17 protein-coding genes are annotated in these 16,324 nt (G+C 63.4%); 4 read left to right on the forward strand and 13 right to left on the reverse strand.

The annotated features are described in order from the left end of the window. Positions 1–25 precede the first annotated feature (25 nt). The 3 genes from DWV00_RS22010 (at position 26) to surE (ending at position 1,485) form a co-directional block, all read left to right on the forward strand. Positions 26–232, forward strand: coding sequence for a type II toxin-antitoxin system VapB family antitoxin (locus DWV00_RS22010; protein ID WP_115535740.1), 207 nt, complete (start codon positions 26–28; stop codon positions 230–232). Further along, complete coding sequence (locus DWV00_RS22015; protein WP_115535741.1) at positions 229–609, forward strand: type II toxin-antitoxin system VapC family toxin; 381 nt, start codon at positions 229–231, stop codon at positions 607–609. Before DWV00_RS22010 ends, DWV00_RS22015 begins: the two co-directional genes overlap by 4 nt. A gap of 96 nt (positions 610–705) precedes the next feature. Further along, on the forward strand, positions 706–1,485 hold the full coding sequence (gene surE, locus DWV00_RS22020; protein ID WP_115535742.1) for a 5'/3'-nucleotidase SurE: 780 nt from the start codon (positions 706–708) through the stop codon (positions 1,483–1,485). A gap of 77 nt (positions 1,486–1,562) precedes the next feature. On the opposite strand, the gene DWV00_RS22025 is transcribed toward surE, so the two are convergent. Genes DWV00_RS22025 through DWV00_RS22035 form a run of 3 tightly spaced genes read right to left on the reverse strand, consistent with a single transcriptional unit; the run spans position 1,563 to position 5,664 of the window. After that, entirely contained in the window at positions 1,563–2,408 is an 846-nt protein-coding gene (locus tag DWV00_RS22025; protein ID WP_220274721.1) for an HvfC/BufC N-terminal domain-containing protein, read from the reverse strand. Between the two features lie 14 nt (positions 2,409–2,422). Further along, positions 2,423–3,367 carry an MNIO family bufferin maturase gene (bufB, locus tag DWV00_RS22030; RefSeq protein WP_245964986.1) on the reverse strand — a complete coding sequence of 315 codons (945 nt, stop codon included), beginning with the start codon at positions 3,365–3,367 and terminating at the stop codon, positions 2,423–2,425. Positions 3,368–3,369: 2 nt separating this feature from the next. Further along, complete coding sequence (locus DWV00_RS22035) at positions 3,370–5,664, reverse strand: ferritin-like domain-containing protein (protein WP_181885554.1); 2,295 nt, start codon at positions 5,662–5,664, stop codon at positions 3,370–3,372. 359 nt (positions 5,665–6,023) lie between these two features. On the opposite strand from DWV00_RS22035, the gene DWV00_RS22040 reads away from it, so the two are divergent. After that, complete coding sequence (locus tag DWV00_RS22040; RefSeq protein ID WP_115535746.1) at positions 6,024–6,383, forward strand: hypothetical protein; 360 nt, start codon at positions 6,024–6,026, stop codon at positions 6,381–6,383. A gap of 63 nt (positions 6,384–6,446) precedes the next feature. Here DWV00_RS22040 and DWV00_RS22045 read toward each other — a convergent pair whose 3' ends face one another. From DWV00_RS22045 to DWV00_RS22090, 10 genes are read right to left on the reverse strand one after another with little or no spacing between them, the layout of a single operon-like run. Then, positions 6,447–7,853, reverse strand: a complete 1,407-nt coding sequence (locus tag DWV00_RS22045) for an amino acid permease (RefSeq protein WP_115535747.1) — start codon at positions 7,851–7,853, stop codon at positions 6,447–6,449. A gap of 39 nt (positions 7,854–7,892) precedes the next feature. After that, complete coding sequence (gene kynU / locus DWV00_RS22050; RefSeq protein ID WP_115535748.1) at positions 7,893–9,122, reverse strand: kynureninase; 1,230 nt, start codon at positions 9,120–9,122, stop codon at positions 7,893–7,895. Between the two features lie 50 nt (positions 9,123–9,172). Further along, positions 9,173–10,198 carry an amidohydrolase family protein gene (locus tag DWV00_RS22055; protein WP_115535749.1) on the reverse strand — a complete coding sequence of 342 codons (1,026 nt, stop codon included), beginning with the start codon at positions 10,196–10,198 and terminating at the stop codon, positions 9,173–9,175. A gap of 37 nt (positions 10,199–10,235) precedes the next feature. Then, the gene (locus DWV00_RS22060; RefSeq protein ID WP_115535837.1) at positions 10,236–10,760 is read right to left on the reverse strand and encodes a 3-hydroxyanthranilate 3,4-dioxygenase; all 525 of its coding nucleotides are present in this window, start codon (positions 10,758–10,760) and stop codon (positions 10,236–10,238) included. 26 nt (positions 10,761–10,786) lie between these two features. Next, entirely contained in the window at positions 10,787–11,233 is a 447-nt protein-coding gene (locus DWV00_RS22065) for a RidA family protein (protein ID WP_115535750.1), read from the reverse strand. Further along, positions 11,230–12,003 (reverse strand): 2-keto-4-pentenoate hydratase, encoded by a 774-nt coding sequence (locus tag DWV00_RS22070; RefSeq protein WP_115535751.1) that lies wholly within the window; start codon positions 12,001–12,003, stop codon positions 11,230–11,232. Before DWV00_RS22070 ends, DWV00_RS22065 begins: the two co-directional genes overlap by 4 nt. Then, a complete protein-coding gene (gene dmpG / locus DWV00_RS22075; RefSeq protein WP_115535752.1) occupies positions 12,000–13,028 on the reverse strand; it encodes a 4-hydroxy-2-oxovalerate aldolase in 1,029 nt (342 codons plus the stop codon). Before dmpG ends, DWV00_RS22070 begins: the two co-directional genes overlap by 4 nt. 12 nt (positions 13,029–13,040) lie before the next feature. Next, positions 13,041–13,982 carry an acetaldehyde dehydrogenase (acetylating) gene (locus DWV00_RS22080; protein WP_115535753.1) on the reverse strand — a complete coding sequence of 314 codons (942 nt, stop codon included), beginning with the start codon at positions 13,980–13,982 and terminating at the stop codon, positions 13,041–13,043. Then, entirely contained in the window at positions 13,979–14,812 is an 834-nt protein-coding gene (locus DWV00_RS22085; protein ID WP_115535754.1) for a 2-keto-4-pentenoate hydratase, read from the reverse strand. Before DWV00_RS22085 ends, DWV00_RS22080 begins: the two co-directional genes overlap by 4 nt. Then, entirely contained in the window at positions 14,809–16,299 is a 1,491-nt protein-coding gene (locus DWV00_RS22090; protein WP_115535755.1) for a 2-hydroxymuconic semialdehyde dehydrogenase, read from the reverse strand. The genes DWV00_RS22085 and DWV00_RS22090 overlap by 4 nt, the downstream gene beginning before the upstream one ends. Positions 16,300–16,324: the final 25 nt, after the last annotated feature.

The raw sequence follows: 16,324 nt of genomic DNA on the forward strand, positions 1-16,324 counted from the left end.
AACTTGGCATCAAGCTGGAGTCGAAATGCGAACCACCGTTACGATCGACGACAACCTCTATGAGCGCGCGCTTGAGCTTGCCGACCCAGGCATGGACAAAGCCGACCTTTTCCGCGTGGCCATGCAGATGTTTGTTCGGGTTCAGGCCGGTAAGCGTCTGGCGGCTTTGGGCGGCACCGAGCCCGCTATGTCCGACATCCCCCGGCGCCGGTCGGAGCCTACGGCTCGATGAGCGTCCTGATCGACACATCCGTCTGGGTTGATCATTTCCGTCGCACAAACGCGAGACTTGTCCAACTGCTCACCGGCGACGAGGCGCTCACGCACCCGGTCGTGCTTGTCGAACTCGCCTGCGGCACTCCTCCTGCGCCCCGGGTACGGACGCTCCACGATATCGCGCTGCTGCAACATGCGACGCACGCGACATGGACCGAGGTGATGGAGTTGATCGAGGCGAGACGATTTTACGGTCGCGGCTGTGGCAGCAGCGACCTTACGCTGCTCGCGTCAACCTTGATGACTCCCGGTGCATTACTTTGGACCTCGGACAAACGGCTCGCCCAGCTCGCCAGTGAATCAGGCGTCGCGTATATGCATGATGTCCACTAGGGACGTCATTCGTGCTCTGTACTCCAGGCGATGCAGGTGTGCGCAAATTCGTCGAGGCTATACCTCGATGCTCGATACTAGTGAGGAGGCGCTTCGATGCAGAACACCACGCCAATTCTCGACCGGATCCTGCTGACGAATGACGACGGATATGACGCTCCGGGGTTGGCCGTCCTCGAGAAGGTCGCGGCCACGCTAGCGCGCGAGATCTGGATCGTCGCACCTGCGGAGGACCAGAGCGGCACCTCCCACTCGATCAGCCTTCATCAACCGCTGAGAGTGCATCGCAAAGGCGAGCGGCGCTTTGCGGTGCGTGGCACACCGGGTGATTGCGTCGCGGTCGCCATCGGCAGGCTGATGGGTGACAAGCTCCCTGATCTCGTGCTCTCGGGCATCAATCGCGGAGCGAACCTCGGGACGGAAACTGTCTTCTCCGGCACGGTTGGCGCGGCAATGACCAGCATGCTGCTGGGCGTTCGTGCGATCGCACTGAGTCAGGCCTTTAAGGATCGCGACGCGGTACCGTGGGAGGCAGCCCTCACGCACGCGCCCAACGCGATTCGCCGATTGGTGGCGCAAGGCTGGGACAACGATGCCTGCCTTAACGTCAACTTTCCCGCACGGTCCGCGCAGGACGTCGGCGAACTCAAAGCTACGAGCCAAGGTGCGGGATTGCTGCAAGGCGTCGAAGTCGTATCGCGGACCGATCCGAGAGATATCGATTACCACTGGCTCAAGCTGAGCAGATCTCGTCGAGAAGACACCGCGGAATCGGAGACGGTCGCACTGGGCCAAGGTTACGTCACCGTTACACCGCTAAAGTTCGAGCGAACGCATGAAGCCGCTCTCGAGCAGTTGCGCTTAGGCTTGGCTTAGCAAAGGCATTCGCCTCCTAGCCGCGACGCGCGGACGGCGGCAGTTGGGCACCGGCCCACGTGCGATCGAGGGCCGGCCTAAGCTATCGCAACCAGCCCCACTTCAAGTGCAAACGGCAGCCACGTCAGCAACTGCGCCCCGATCTCACCCGGCCCCCGCCCGAGTTCGCCGGCCACGCCGGCGATCAGTTCGCGCACGCCGATCCCCTTTTCCCCCAGCAGGTTCAGGAACGAAAACGACCATGGCTCGAGACGATGCAGCCGCACGCGATAGTGACTGCGCGCCACGGCAACGAGCGTGTCCCCCGACGTGGGCGTGCCGAACGGCTGATCGGCCGCCACCGCCGCGATCAGACCGGAAAAATCAAAATCGAGCAGCAAAAGCCGCAGCGATTCAGGCGCGCGCAACCTCAGTGCGTATAACAAAACGAGATCGAACGAAGCAGGAAACAGCGGACGTTCGCTCCCTTCGACACCGGGCGCACGCTCCACTTCGGCGAATGCGCGCTCGAGCCGCGCGAGGCTCGCCGGCAGCGCTTCGAGCGTGCCGCGTCCATCGTTGGGCCGCGGTCGAGCCGCCTCGAGAAAATCGGCGAAGCCCGCGCCCAGATCGAACAGCGTATAGGACGAAGGCGGCTTGGCGCCGAGATACGCGCCGGCAAAGAGATCGAAAACCTGATCGCCGACGAAACGCCTCAGCACCGGAAATTCCGCGCGCAGGCATTCGATGAGGCGCATGCGATAGCTGACCACATAGATCTCGAGGCGCTGCCGAGCCGGCAGTCTTTCCGTGCCGACCACCGCCTGATCGCAATCGATCCCGTATTGGGCCGCCATGCTCAGCGCATCGTCGAGGGTCCAGGACTCTCCCGAAACCACATCCTGCATCCAGTGCTGCAGCGTGGCGAGATCGCGTTCGTTCACGTTATCGGTCAAAGTCAGCGGCTCAATTGAAATTCGACCGGCGTGGACAACGCCCCCGCCGCCACGGGGCGCACGTTGCCGGCGTCAGGCATCGCACCGCTTCTCGCCGCCTTCGCCTTGCCGAGTTCGCCGAGCAACTCGGCAAACGGCGGAATGTTCGCGTCCCATTCGAGCAGCGTCGCCACACCCGACGTGCGTGCCTGTGCAAGCGCGTAAAGCGGCCACACGGCGGCCGGCACGGGCTGATCGTGCGTGTCGACGAGATGCGTGCCGCAATCGCTCGGGCCCGCGAGATGAATCTGCACGATGTTTTCGGCCGGCAACTGCTCGATATAGGCGACGGGATCGAAGCCGTGATTCGTGGCGCTGACGTAGACGTTGTTGACGTCGAGCAGCAAGCCGCAGCCCGTCGCGTCCGCCAGCCGCGCGAGAAATTCCGACTCCGACATCTGCGACGCATGAAACGTCAGATAGCTGCTCGGATTCTCGAGAATCAGCGCGCGCCCGAGATAGTCCTGCACGGCGCGAACGCGATCGGCCACATGCGCCAGACTTTGCTCGGTCAACGGCATCGGCAGCAGGTCATGCGTATTGCGGCCGTTGACGCCCGTCCAGCAGAGATGATCGGAAATCCAGGCGGGGCGAACGCGCTCGGCCAATTCGCGAAGCTTGCGCAGATAGTCGCGATCGAGCGGCGCGACACTGCCGATCGACAGCGATACGCCGTGCATGACGATCGGCCGATGCGCCGCAATTCGCTCGAGCACATGGGCCGCGTAGCCGTGGTGATCGAGAAAGTTCTCGCTGATGATCTCGAACCAGTCGACGCCCCACTCCGAAGGCGCCGTCGCCATCAAATGCGGAAAATGGACGTGCCGTAGCCCGACCCCGTCACCGAGATTCGGCAGACCGAGGCGACAAACCGGTGCGCTTGCCGCCTCGTACGAAACAGCCTCCACGGTCACGTCGACGGCGGCATGGCAATGCGCAGCGGGTTCGCCGGCAGTTCGGGCGGCACTTCCTGCTGTCTTGCCTGCAGCACGCGCTTGTAGGCCTCGTAGGCGATCTTGTCGATGCGCTCACCCTTCTCGAAGGCGATCGTCGCGTCCGTGCCTTCGAGCGGCACTGCCTGCCAACGCGGTTGAAAGCCGCCGGTCTTCTTATAGTCGAACAACTGCATCGTGCCGCCGACCGGGAAGCGCTGGGAAGCCGAAATCGGCACGGCACAGCCGCCGAAGCCCTGGCAGCGGTTGTCGCCGGGCGCGCTGAAGACCGGCAGTGGATTGCAGCCGTTGCCGAACGTACGCGTCTGCAGCGCCGTGCTCGCACTCGTGCTCGTGCTGCAATTGCCGCCGCCCGAAACTTTCTGCACGAAGCCGCATCCGCCCTGCGCGTTGCATTGATTCGAGCCGCGGCAGCTGTGGAAAACGCCCACCTGGGCGCAATCGTTCGGCGCCTGCGCGGCACTGAGGTCGAGCCCTTGGCACGCGTGATACAGCGTCTTCGAATTGAGCGGTTCCAGTCCGATCGACAAATCGGGGGCCTTCCCAAAGACGGCCCAGCAGATCGCCATGCGATCGCCCGAGCCCACCATCGACGGGAACGGGAACTGCACGGGATTCTGTGCCTGGGCGGCCGCGTTCCAAAAGTCGTCGAGCACCGTCAGCACGCCCGCGATCGAACCGACCGCGGCTTGGCTCAGCGTCGGGTAATAGCGTGCCGGCTCGGCGCGCAGCGTGTTGAGCGCCTCGGCAACCTCATCCGGCGAAGGAATGGGATCGTCGGCCGGACGCACATAATCGGGCTTCTTCAAATCGTTGCCCTGCCAGCCGCAGCCCTCCTTCGACCGTTTGGCCCACCAGTCGGTCCACGTCCGCACGCCGCCCTGCGCGAACAGATTCCGGATATCCCTGTTGAAGCGCTCGAAGTGATCGGCTTCATCGTGATCGGTACGCGCCGCCGCATCGGCCGAAGGCACGAGCACGCCGCTATCGTTGAAGCTCGGATAGTCCGATTCGAGCGCAACGGGAGACGGGCGATACTCCTTCTTCACGGCCTGCAAACCGACCTCTCTCGCACGCTGCAGCAACTGCTGCTTGCGATCGCCGCCTTGCAGCAGCCCATGCGGCTGAGCCGTCAGCTCGGCAAGCACCGGGAAAGCGTCTTCGGGCAAGATCTCGACGCCGAGCGCATCCTTGAAAACTTCTTGCAGGTTCTCGTAATTGCGCGCCCCGATCTCCCCGCCGAGATGATCGCTGAGCGCCGTCACGCCCTTTTCCACGCGCACGCGAACCCGCTCTTTGATCGTGCTGCCTTCGCCCTGATCGGTGATGGCGCTCATCATATTGAGCATCTGCGCTTTGGCGATGTCCTTGTACGTGAGCGCGATCGTCGTCTCGAAGCCCATGAACTCGCGCATCGGATGGCCCGAGCCCGAGAAGTTGTTGAACAGGTCGTTCTGCTGCCCGTTGGGATTGAACACGCTGTCCCACAACGTCGAGCCGTCCTCGTAGACCACGTTCACATACTTGCTGTAACACTGGTACATCCAGCCGATCGACCCGAATTGCGGCAGCGGCTCGCCCGCCTCCCAGGGGCCGCGCGCACCGCCCGGCTTCCAAATATCGTCGAACGGGGCGGTCGGGAAATACTCGGCGCGGTACGGTTCGAGCACGTCCGCGCGCGCGTCGGCGTCGTCCCGCTCGATCGCGCAGAAGAGCCAGAGTTTCTCTTCATTGAGCGCGCCGACGTCGACGTCGGCCGCCAGCCCCTGCTCCCTGCGCTCCTGATAGCTTTGCGTATGGGCCAGATCGATGATGTTCGGAATGCGCGTCTTGCCGTGGCCGAAGCATTTCCATGCATGCGTTTCCGGATCGACGAGCGAGCACGTGCTGTATTTCGGCGGCGAATTCGGATCGCTGACGGCCGTCGCCATATTCGAGGCGAGCTGCAGATGCAGCATTTCGTCGATGAAGACGGAAAAGAGAATATTGAACGCCTGCTCTTCGTTGTTCGCGGGCGTGCGCACCGGCTTCGCGCCGGGCCACAGGCGGCCCTTGTAGAAATCGAGATTCTTTCCTGTAATGGCATGCATGCCGTAAATCGAATACAGGCTCGTCATATACAGCGGAATCGTGAAAAGCTCAACCTCGAGCGCGGCTTGGGCAATGGCCCGCAGGGCGGCGATGTCGGTTTCCTTATGGGCGGGATTCCGCTTGACTGTTACGGTTCCGTGACTGCTTTCGATGCTTTCCATGCGTGGTCTCCTACGTATCGGCGAGCGCATGGGAATGTCGTTCGCCGGCTGTGGGGGGGAAGCGGCTGCTGAACAAGCCGTCTTTTTTTATCAAAACAGGCCGAACGACGAGCAACGGGAGCAGACCGGCTCTGCTGCGCCGGTCTTACGTCTGATGAAACATACGGTAGCCATATCGGCGTGTCAAGCGGTGGGATGCACCCTCCGCTAGGTGGGCTTCCGCCAAATTCGCCTTGGGCGATGACGCTGCGAAGCAACCGCCGACCCCGATGTTGCGTAGTGTTGCGCTTGCCCCATGTCGGGTATGATCAGCCGATCTGCCGACAATCAATAATTAACGAAAAGAGGACGACACACGTATGGAAAATCACGTTCTTCAAGATGGCGCACCCGCTTCTTCCTCGCCTGTCGTTCGCGTCTCGCTGGCGAACTTCGACCCGGCTCGATTTACCGAAGTCAATCAAATGGCGGAGGACATTGGGGAGTATTTGATTCCCGCGATCAAGAAACTTCCGGGCCTCATTCATTACTATGCTGCTTGCTCCCCCAAGGGCTCCATGATCCACGTAAGCATTTGGGATACCGACGAGCACGCGCAGCAAATGAGCCACCTGAAAGAAATGATCGTCGATGCGAAAAACGATGCGGAGAAGGTAGGGGTCGTATTTACTCCCATCGTTCACTACCCTACCAATTGGAAGATTATTATTCCGCAATAGGTTTCAAAGGCCGTATTACCGGCAGCCGCCCGATGAATGAGGCCATCGGGCGGGCTCGCCCGATCAGATCTCCCGGCTAAGCGGCAGCGCCTCAGACAAGACCCTGCCTCGATACCAAAACCAGTAAGCAAGCGTCAGTACAACAAGAAACGGTACGCCGCACAGCAGGGTCATTCGAAATTCGCGCGTGAAATAGGTCGTCACGAGCGCCGCGCTCATCAATCCTGCACCGAGCAGCGACGTCGCGGGATAACCCCACATACGAAACGCGAGCGCCTCGCCGCGGCGATGCCGGCGGAAGAACAGATGCGTGACGAAGATCATGAACCACGTGAACATCGCGCCGAACATCGATACCGACATCATCAGCACGAACGACGTGTCGGGGTAGACCACGTTGAGCACCGTCGCGAGCGCGATTCCAATGGCCGAGAGCATCAACGCGGCAACCGGCACGCCGCGAGCGTTGAGCACGCCGAGGCGTTTCGGCGCATAGCCTGCGCGCGACAGGCTGAACATCATGCGCGTCGTGATATACAGCTGGCTATTCATCGCCGAGAGCGCCGCGACGAGGATCACGAGATTGATCACGCCCGCCGCGCCCGGAATGTGCGTCGCGGCCATGACCTTGACGAACGGGCTTCCGCCGGCGCCGGCCGCCGTCCAGGGCACGATGGCGAGCATCAGCGCGAGCGTCAGCAGATAGAAGAACACGAGCCGGAACATCGTGGCGCGAAACGCGCGCGTGATCGCCTTGTGCGGATCGCGCGCCTCCCCTGCCGCGACGGCGATCATCTCGATGCTCAGGTAGCTGAAGATCGACACGATCACGGCTACCCACATGCCCCACACGCCTTTCGGAAAGAAGCCCCCATGCGACGTATAGTTCGCGAATCCGATGCCCGAGGACGCGGGTGCGCCGAACACCATGTACGCGCCGAGCAAAATGAATAGGACGATCGCGACGATCTTCAGCATCGAAAAAAAATACTCGACCGCGCCGAACACCTTCACGCTCACCACGTTGATGCCGATCAGCGCCGCCGAGAAACCGACGATCCAGTACCAGCCCGGCACGCCCGGAAACCAGTACTTCATATAGACGGCGATCGCCGTGACTTCCGTGCCGACTGCAAACACAATCGACGACCAGTAAGCGTAGCGCACCAGAAACCCCGCCAACGGGCCGACATAGTGTTCGGCGTAAGCGCCGAACGAGCCCGACGTGGGATGCTCGACCGTCATCTCCGCGAGACAGCCCATCAGCAGCAGCGCGATGAGCGCCCCGATCGCATAGCTCAGCAGCACGCTAGGTCCGGCAAAGCCGATCGCGAAGGCGCTGCCGAGAAAGAGCCCCGTGCCGATCGCCCCGCCTATCGCGATCATCGACAGTTGGCCTGTCGACAGTCCGCGATGCAGCCCCTTCTCCCGTTCGACGATCGCGTCGAATCCTTGTTGTGATTGCGTCATCTCCCGTCTCCTTTGACTTGATGCGGTGCGGTGCGGTGTTCAGGTCACCGACTTGCGCGTGCGGAACGCTTCGGTATTCCATGCGTCCGTTTCGATGATGTCCTTGAGTGCCGCGATCGAATCCCAGATGTCCACGTAGCGCACGTAGAGCGGCGCGAAGCCGAAGCGCAGAATGTCGGGCGCGCGAAAATCGCCGATCACGTTGCGCTCGATCAGCGCCTGCATGATCGCGTAGCCCTCCTTGTGTGCGAGCGACACCTGGCTGCCGCGCCGCGACGCCTCGCGCGGCGACGCCAAGGTGCAGCCGAGGCGCATCAGTTCGCGGTCGGCAAGCGCGATGAACAGATCGCCCAGCGCGACGCTCTTCGCACGCACGTCGTCGAGATCGACGCCGTCGAACGCGTCGAGCGCGCTCTCCAATGCGATCAAGCCCAGTTGCGGCGCGGTGCCGGTCAACATGCGATCGATACCCGCATGCGGCACATACTCGTGCGTGAAATCGAACGGCCTTGCATGCCCGTGCCAGCCCGTCAACGGCTGGCGCACGGCCGCCAGATGTCTCGTCGCAACGAACACGAAGGCCGGCGCGCCCGGTCCGCCGTTCAGGTACTTGTAGCCGCAGCCCACCGCGAAGTCGGCTTCGCAGCGGTTCAAATCGACTGGCATCGCCCCCGCGCTATGACACAAGTCCCACACGACCAGAGCGCCCGCCTCGTGCGCGCGGCGCGTCACCTCTTGCAGGTCGTAGCGCTTGCCTGTCTTGTAGTTGACGTGCGTGAGCGAAACGATCGCAACGTTTTCGTCGATGGCGGCGACCACGTCGTCAGGCTCGGCACACCGCAATTCGCAACCGGTCATTTCGGCGACGCTCGAAGCCACGTACACATCGGTCGGAAAGTTGGTGCGCTCGGCGAGGATCGCGCGGCGGCCGGGCCGCATGCGCGTCGCTGCGACGAGGACCTTGAACAGGTTGACCGACGTCGAATCGGCGACGATCACTTCGCCTTGCCCCGCCCCGATCAGCTTGGCGATCCGGTCGCCCACCCGCTGCGGCGCGGGATACCAGTCGGCATCGTTCCAGGAGCGGATGAGGCCATGCGCCCATTCTTGCTCGAGGGCCTGTTTCATCCGCGCAGGCACGTTCGCGGGCATCGCGCCCAGCGAATTGCCGTCCAAATAGATCGTACCGGCAGGTAAATCGAAGCGCGCACGGCAATGCGCGAGAGGGTCGGCCGCATCGAGCGCGGCGCATTGTTCCCGGGTCGTCATCGTTTCAGTATTCCAATAGAAATAGAGATTGCATGAGGATGCGAGAGCGCTCAGCGCGCGGTTTGAGCATCCTCATCCGGCAAATCGAAAAAGCCGCGCGCATTGCCGCCGAGAATTTTTGCTTTCTCGGCGCCGGAGAGGCCCGTGTGGCTCGCGACGAGATCGCCGATCTTCTGTTCGCCGAGCGGAAACGGATAGTCGGAGCCGAGCATCACGCGGTCTGCGCCCATCACGTCGACGAGTAGCCGCAGTGCGCGCGGATCGAATACGGCGCTGTCCACGTAGAAGCGGTCGAGATACGACACCGGCGGATGCGGGCAGTCCTCGCGCACGATATCGCGCTGCTCCCATGCGTTCTGCACGCGCCCGAGCAGGAACGCGAAGCTGCCGCCACCGTGCGCGAAACACAGCTTGAGCGACTTGGGAATGCGTTCGAATGCGCCCGACAGAATCAGCGAGACGATGCTCAACTGCGTTTCGGCCGGCATCGCGACCAGCCAGGGCAGCATCCACTTCTTCATGCGGCCGTCGGTCATCATGTCCCAGGGGTGCACGAGCACGGGAATGCCTTCGTTCGCGCAGTGCGTGAGAAAGGCGACGAGCTGCGAGTCGTCGAGATCGCGCGGGCCGAGATGATTGCCGATTTGCACGCCGCGATGTCCGGCGCGAAACGCGCGTGTCGCCTCGCGGCAAGCAAGGTCGACATCCTGCAGCGGCACCTGGGCCAACGCAAGCAGGCGCGGGCCTGCTTGCGCGCACAACTCCAGCGCTCGGTCGTTCATGCGCACGGCCCAATCATGGGCGATGGCGGCATCGTAGCGATAGCCGAACATCACCGGCGTCGCGCACATCAATTGGATATCGATGCCGAGCGCGTCCATTTCCTCGAGCCTCGCGGCCGGGTCCCATAGCGCGCGATACACAGGGCGAAACGCGCGCTCGCCCGCCATGATCGTGCCCTGGTCGCCATCTTGATCGATACGCAGCCACGGCGCGTGCTGCGGGTCGATGGCCGCCGCTTCTTCCCGCGTGACGGGCGGGAAGAAATGCGCGTGCATGTCGATTCGAAGTGTCATTGTCGATGTGTTGGTTTGAACGGCAACGCGAGTTCGATCAGTTGGCCTTGCCGGGATGAACATGGCCGCACTGGGGGCAGCGACGCTGCGCCTCCGAGGCGTAGAACGCTTCGAAGAGCGGCGGCAGATCGGTGACAATGCTCTTGAGTTGCACTTCGACGCGATGCACGAGATGTCCGCATGCATCGCAATACCATTCGAAGCCGTCAATCACGCCTTGCGGCCGCTGCCGCTCGATCACGAGGCACGCGCTGCCCGCTTCGGGCCGCTGCGGCGAATGCCGAACGTGCGGCGGCAGCAGAAACACGTCGCCTTCCTTCAGATCGACGCGTTCCTTGCGGCCATCGATCCGAAGATTCAAGTAAGCATTGCCGCGCAGCTGATAAAAAAACTCTTCGAACGGATCGTCGTGGAAATCGGTTCGATGGTTCGGCCCGCCTACGACGGTGACGATGAAATCGCTGTCCTGCCATATCTGCCGGTTGCCGACAGGCGGCTTCAGCAAATGCGCATGCTCGTCGATCCAGCCGTGGAAGTTGAACGGTTTTCCGTAAGTCAACATGTCTACACCCTCCTCGTCTCGTTCGATCATTGTTTCGGCGCGTAGGCCACCGCCTTCATCTCGATCAGCAGATGAGGATGCGGCAATTGATGCACCGCCACGGTCGTGCGCGTTGGCCCCGTTTCGTCGAAGTACTCGCCATACACTTCGTTGTAGATGCGAAAGTCGTTCATGCTCACGAGGAACGACGAAATTTCGACGAGATTCGACAGATCCGCACCTTCACTGCGCAAGATGTCGCGGATGTTCTCGATCACCGCACGCGTTTGCTCACGAATATCGAGCGTCACCGCGCCGAGTTCGTCCGCCGAGGCGCCGGCGATCGTGTTGTCGGGGCGTCGCGAACTCGTGCCGGAGACGAATAGGAAGTCGCCCGCTCGCGTGATATGCGGGAAGCGTCCGCGCGGCTTTGCCTTGCCGGCGACCAAGCGGGCCCGCGGTGTCGTTTCCTGGCTTGTCGTTTCGTTTGTCATGAGAATCGATGTGTCGTGAATTCGGTGCTGCCGAGGCCGTTGATCGTGCAATGCACATGCGTGTCCGGAGCGAGCGGATGGGCAGCCGTCGCAGCACCCGCCATGATCAGCGAGCCCGCCGGCAGGACCAGCCCGCTCAGCGCGACCAGACGCGACGCTTGGACGACCGAGCGCAGCGGGTCGCCGAGAATGGCGGCCGTCGAGCCGGCTTGCACGAGACGGCCGTTCATGCGCAAGAGGACCCCCGCATTGCCGATGTCGTCGAAGTTGCGCGTCCACGGCCCGAGGGTGAGCCCGGCCGACGAGCAGTTGTCGGCCACCACGTCTTCGAGCGAGAACCTGAAGTCGCGATAACGCGAGTCGATGATTTCCAGCGCGGGCGCAACCGCTTCCAGGTAGCGTGCGCTTTCGAGCAGCGTCAACGGCCGGTCGATGTCGCGGCTCGTCAAAAAGCACACCTCCGGTTCGACGCGAGGATGAATGAAGCGATCGAGCGCAACGCGCGCGCCATCCTCCTCGAGCATGGCATCGGTGAGCCAGCCCCAGATCAGACTATCGACCCCCATCTGAATCATCTTCGCGCGGCTCGTGAAGCCAAGCTTCACGCCGACCGTGGATTCGCCGCGATGAATGCGCCGCTCGATCGACGCGCGCTGCACGACATAGGCTTCGTCGAGCGAGAACGCGTGCTTTTCGGCAAGCTGCGCAATGGGCGTCGCCTGGCGCGCGGCATCGTCCAGTTGCGCCGCGATGGCATCGAGATCCTTCACGCCGCCTCCCGCGCATTGACGAGATCGAGCGCGACATCGACGATCATGTCTTCCTGACCGCCCACCATCCGGCGCCGTCCGAGTTCGACGAGGATGTCGAACGCGGCGAGGCCGTACTTCGCCGCGGCGGCTTCCGCGTGGCGCAGAAAGCTCGAGTACACGCCGGCATAGCCGAGCGCCAGCGTCTCGCGGTCCACACGCACCGGTCGCTCCTGCAGCGGCCGCACGATGTCTTCAGCCGCATCGATCAGCCGTTTCAAGTCGCAACCGTGATTCAGCTTCATGCGATCCACCGCCGCGATGAACACCTCGAGCGGCGCGTTGCCCGCGCCCGCCCCCATGCCGGTCAGGGAAGCATCGACTCGGTCGCAGCCGTGTTCGAGTGCAACGATCGAATTGGCCACGCCCAGCGACAGATTGTGGTGCGCATGCATGCCCGTTTGCGTCTCGGCGTGAAGCACGGCTTTCATCGCGTCGAAACGCTCCGCGACGTCACGCATGTTCAGCGCCCCGCCCGAGTCGACCACGTACACGCATTGCGCCCCGTACGATTCCATCATCTTTGCCTGCTTGGCAAGCGCATCGGGCGGCGTCATATGCGACATCATCAAGAAGCCCACGGTATCCATGCCGAGTTCGCGTGCATAACCGATGTGCTGCTTCGCGATATCCGCTTCGGTGCAATGGGTCGCGATGCGAACCGTGCGCGCACCGGCATCGTAGGCGGCACGCAAGTCGTGGAGGGTGCCGATGCCCGGTATCAGCAGCGTTGCGACACGCGCGCGACGGACGGCACCTGCCACGGCTTCGATCCATTCGAGGTCCGTGTGCGCGCCAAAGCCGTAGTTGAAGCTCGATCCCGACAGGCCGTCTCCGTGCGCGACTTCGATGCTGTCGACACCCGCGTCGTCGAGCGCGCGTGCGATCGCCACCGCATGGTCAAGCGAATATTGATGCCGGATCGCGTGCATGCCGTCGCGCAGCGTGACGTCCGAGACATGAATTTTTTTCGTAAATTGCGTCATGGCATTTCCCCGTCAGGCCGACACGCGGCTGACCGCGATCTGTTCCGCGGCGGCCAGCGCCGCCGACGTCATGATGTCGAGATTCCCCGCGTATGCAGGCAAGTAGTGCGCCGCGCCTTCCACTTCGAGGAACACGCTGACCTTGAGCCCCGCGCGCTTGTCATGGGTGTGAAGCGCGAGCGGATGCGCCGCCGTGTAGCGGTCGAACTGCACCGCCTGCTTGAGCCGATAGCCGGGCACGTAGCTCGCGACCGCCGCGGCCATCGCCTGAATCGAGCGCTCGATGGCTTGCGTGTCGGCGTTTTCGTCGGTCAGGCAATAGACGGTGTCGCGCATCATCACGGGCGGCTCGGCGGGATTGAGCACGATGATCGCCTTGCCGCGGGCCGCGCCGCCTACGCTTTCGATCGCGCGCGCCGTCGTTTCCGTGAACTCGTCGATGTTGGCCCGCGTGCCGGGGCCGGCCGAATGGCTCGCGATCGATGCAACGATCTCGGCGTATTGAACGGGTGCAACGCGCGATACCGCATGCACGATTGGAATTGTCGCTTGCCCGCCGCACGTGACCATATTGATGTTCGGCGTGTCGAGCTGCTCGAACAGATTCACGACGGGCACGACGAACGGGCCGATTGCGGCGGGCGTCAGGTCGATCGTCTGCACGCCATGGCGCGCGAGCACTTCGGCATGGTGCGCGTGCGCGCCGGCCGACGTCGCGTCGAACGCAATGCCGATATCGGCGAAGTTCGGCATCGCGAGCAATCCTTCGATGCCCTGTGCCGTGGTCGGCACGCCGAGCCGGTTCGCGCGCGCGAGACCATCCGATGCGGGGTCGATGCCGACCATCGCGCCCATCTTGAGGTGCTGCCCTTCGCGCATCACCTTGATCATCAGATCGGTGCCGATATTGCCCGAGCCGATGATGGCAACAGCCAGCTTGTCGTGGTCTTTCATGAAGCGGATTCCGGTTGAGTGGAGAATGCGGCGCTCACGCTGCCGAGGCCTTCGATGCGTGCGGTAAACACGTCGCCTGGCGCGACGGCTGTCATCGGCCCGAGTGCCCCCGTGAGGACGACGTCGCCCGCCGCGAGCGGCGCGCCGACGCGCACCATCGTGTCGGCAAGCCAGAGCGCCGCATACAGGGGATTGCCGAGGCAGGCCGCGCCCGCCCCCACGCTGACCTGTGCGCCGCGCCGCTCCATCGCCATGCCGCATGCGATCGCGTCGAATGCACCGAGCTTCACCGGGCGGTTGCCGAGCACGAACAGGCCGCTCGAAGCGTTGTCCGCCACGGTATCGACGAGACGGATGTCCCAATTCTCGATCCGGCTGCCGACGATTTCGATCGCGGGCAAGACATACGCCGTTGCACGGATCACATCCGCGATCGTGTGCCGTTCGTGCGGTAGATCGCGTTCGAGCACGAGCGCGATCTCCGCTTCGACCTTCGGCTGCTGGGTGCGCGACAGCGCGATTTCCTCGCCGTCCGCAATCGACATATCGTCGAACAGCATGCCGAAGTCCGGCTGGTCGACACCCAGTTGCGCTTGCACCGCTTTCGATGTCAATCCGATCTTGCGGCCTACGAGACGCCGCCCGGCCGCGAGCCGCGCCTCCGTGTTGACGCGCTGCACCGCATACGCCGCCGCGAGCGCGTCGCCGCCCAGGTCCGCAATCGCGCCGCGTACGGGGGCGCACGGCATGCCCGTTGTTTGTGCTTCGCGCAGCCGTCGCGCAATATCGCGCACGGCATTCGAGTCGAACTCGCCGAATCCGCTCTTCATGCCACCCTCACGCAGACGTTGGTGAGTTCCGAATAAAAGTCGAGCGAATGCCGGCCGCCTTCGCGTCCGATCCCCGAGAGCTTCGTGCCGCCGAACGGCGTGCGCAAATCGCGCACGAACCAGGCGTTGAGCCACACGATGCCCGTCTCGATCCGCTTCGCCACGCGGTGCCCGCGCGCGAGGTGCGTGGTCCAAACGCTGGCCGCCAGACCGTACGCGCTATCGTTCACGCGGCCGATGACCTCCGCTTCGGTGTCGAACGGGGCGATATGGCAAACCGGCCCGAAGACTTCTTCCGTCACGCAGCGCGCACCGTCCGGCAAGCCGATCCAGACGGTCGGCTGCACGAATGCGCCGGAATCGCGTGCGTCGCCGAACGTCGGCACGCCGCCGCCCGTCACCACGGTCGCGCCTTCTTCGACGGCGAGGCGGAAATACGACAGCACCTTCTCGCGATGACTCTGCGAGATCAGCGGCCCCATTGTCGTCGCCGGATCCTCGGGCGCGCCGACGCTCAGCGTTTCGGTGCGAGCCTTCAACGCCGCCACGAAGCGCTCGAAAATCGGCCGCTCGACGTACACGCGTTCGCTGCACAGACACACCTGGCCTGCATTCGTGAAGCTGGACTTGACGACGCCTTCAACCGCCGCGTCGAAGTCCGCATCGGCGAAAACGACGGCGGCGTTCTTGCCGCCGAGTTCGAACGAAATTTTCTTCACGCCGTCCGCGACGGTCTTCATGATCGTGCTGCCGGTGCGCGATTCCCCCGTGAAGGTGACCGCCGCGATGCCGCTGTGGCGCGAGAGAAATTCGCCCGCCGCATTCGGCCCGTGACCGTGGACCAGATTGAATACGCCACGCGGCAACCCTGCGGCATGGATCACTTCGGCAAGCAGTGTGGCCGAGCCGGGTGTCTCTTCGGAGGGCTTGGCAACGACGCAATTGCCCATTGCCAATGCGGGTGCGACCTTCCACGAGAGCAGCAGCAGCGGGAGATTCCACGGCGAGATGATGCCGACCACGCCCAGCGGCTTGCGCGTCACGTAGTTCATGAATTCGCCCCCGTCCGCCGCGTGCGTCTCGAAGCATTCGTTGTGCGACGTCCTGATCAGGTCGGCGAACGTGCGGAAGTTCGCGATGCCGCGCGCCACGTCGAGCGAACGGGCCTGCTCGAGCGGGCGGCCCGTATCGGCCACTTCGGCGGCGACGAACTCGTCGAAGCGCGCTTCGATGCCGTCGGCGATGCGCTGCAGCCACGCGGCACGCTGAGCGGGCGTGGTCTCGCCCCAGCCCGCGCGCTGCGCCGCGCGCGCCGCACGCACCGCGCGGTCGACGCTTGCCTCGTCGGCTTCGCAAACGCGCGCGACCAGCGTGCCGTCCACGGGGTTCAAATCGTCGAACGTCGTCGCACTCGCAACGAATTCGCCATCGATGTAATGCCGGAAAAGCCGCGGCGCATGCGCGGCGCCGGACGCCTCTTGATTCACAACGCCTCCTGCTCGTTTGATGTGT

Source organism: Trinickia dinghuensis (assembly GCF_003367175.1).
Taxonomy (GTDB): domain Bacteria; phylum Pseudomonadota; class Gammaproteobacteria; order Burkholderiales; family Burkholderiaceae; genus Trinickia; species Trinickia dinghuensis.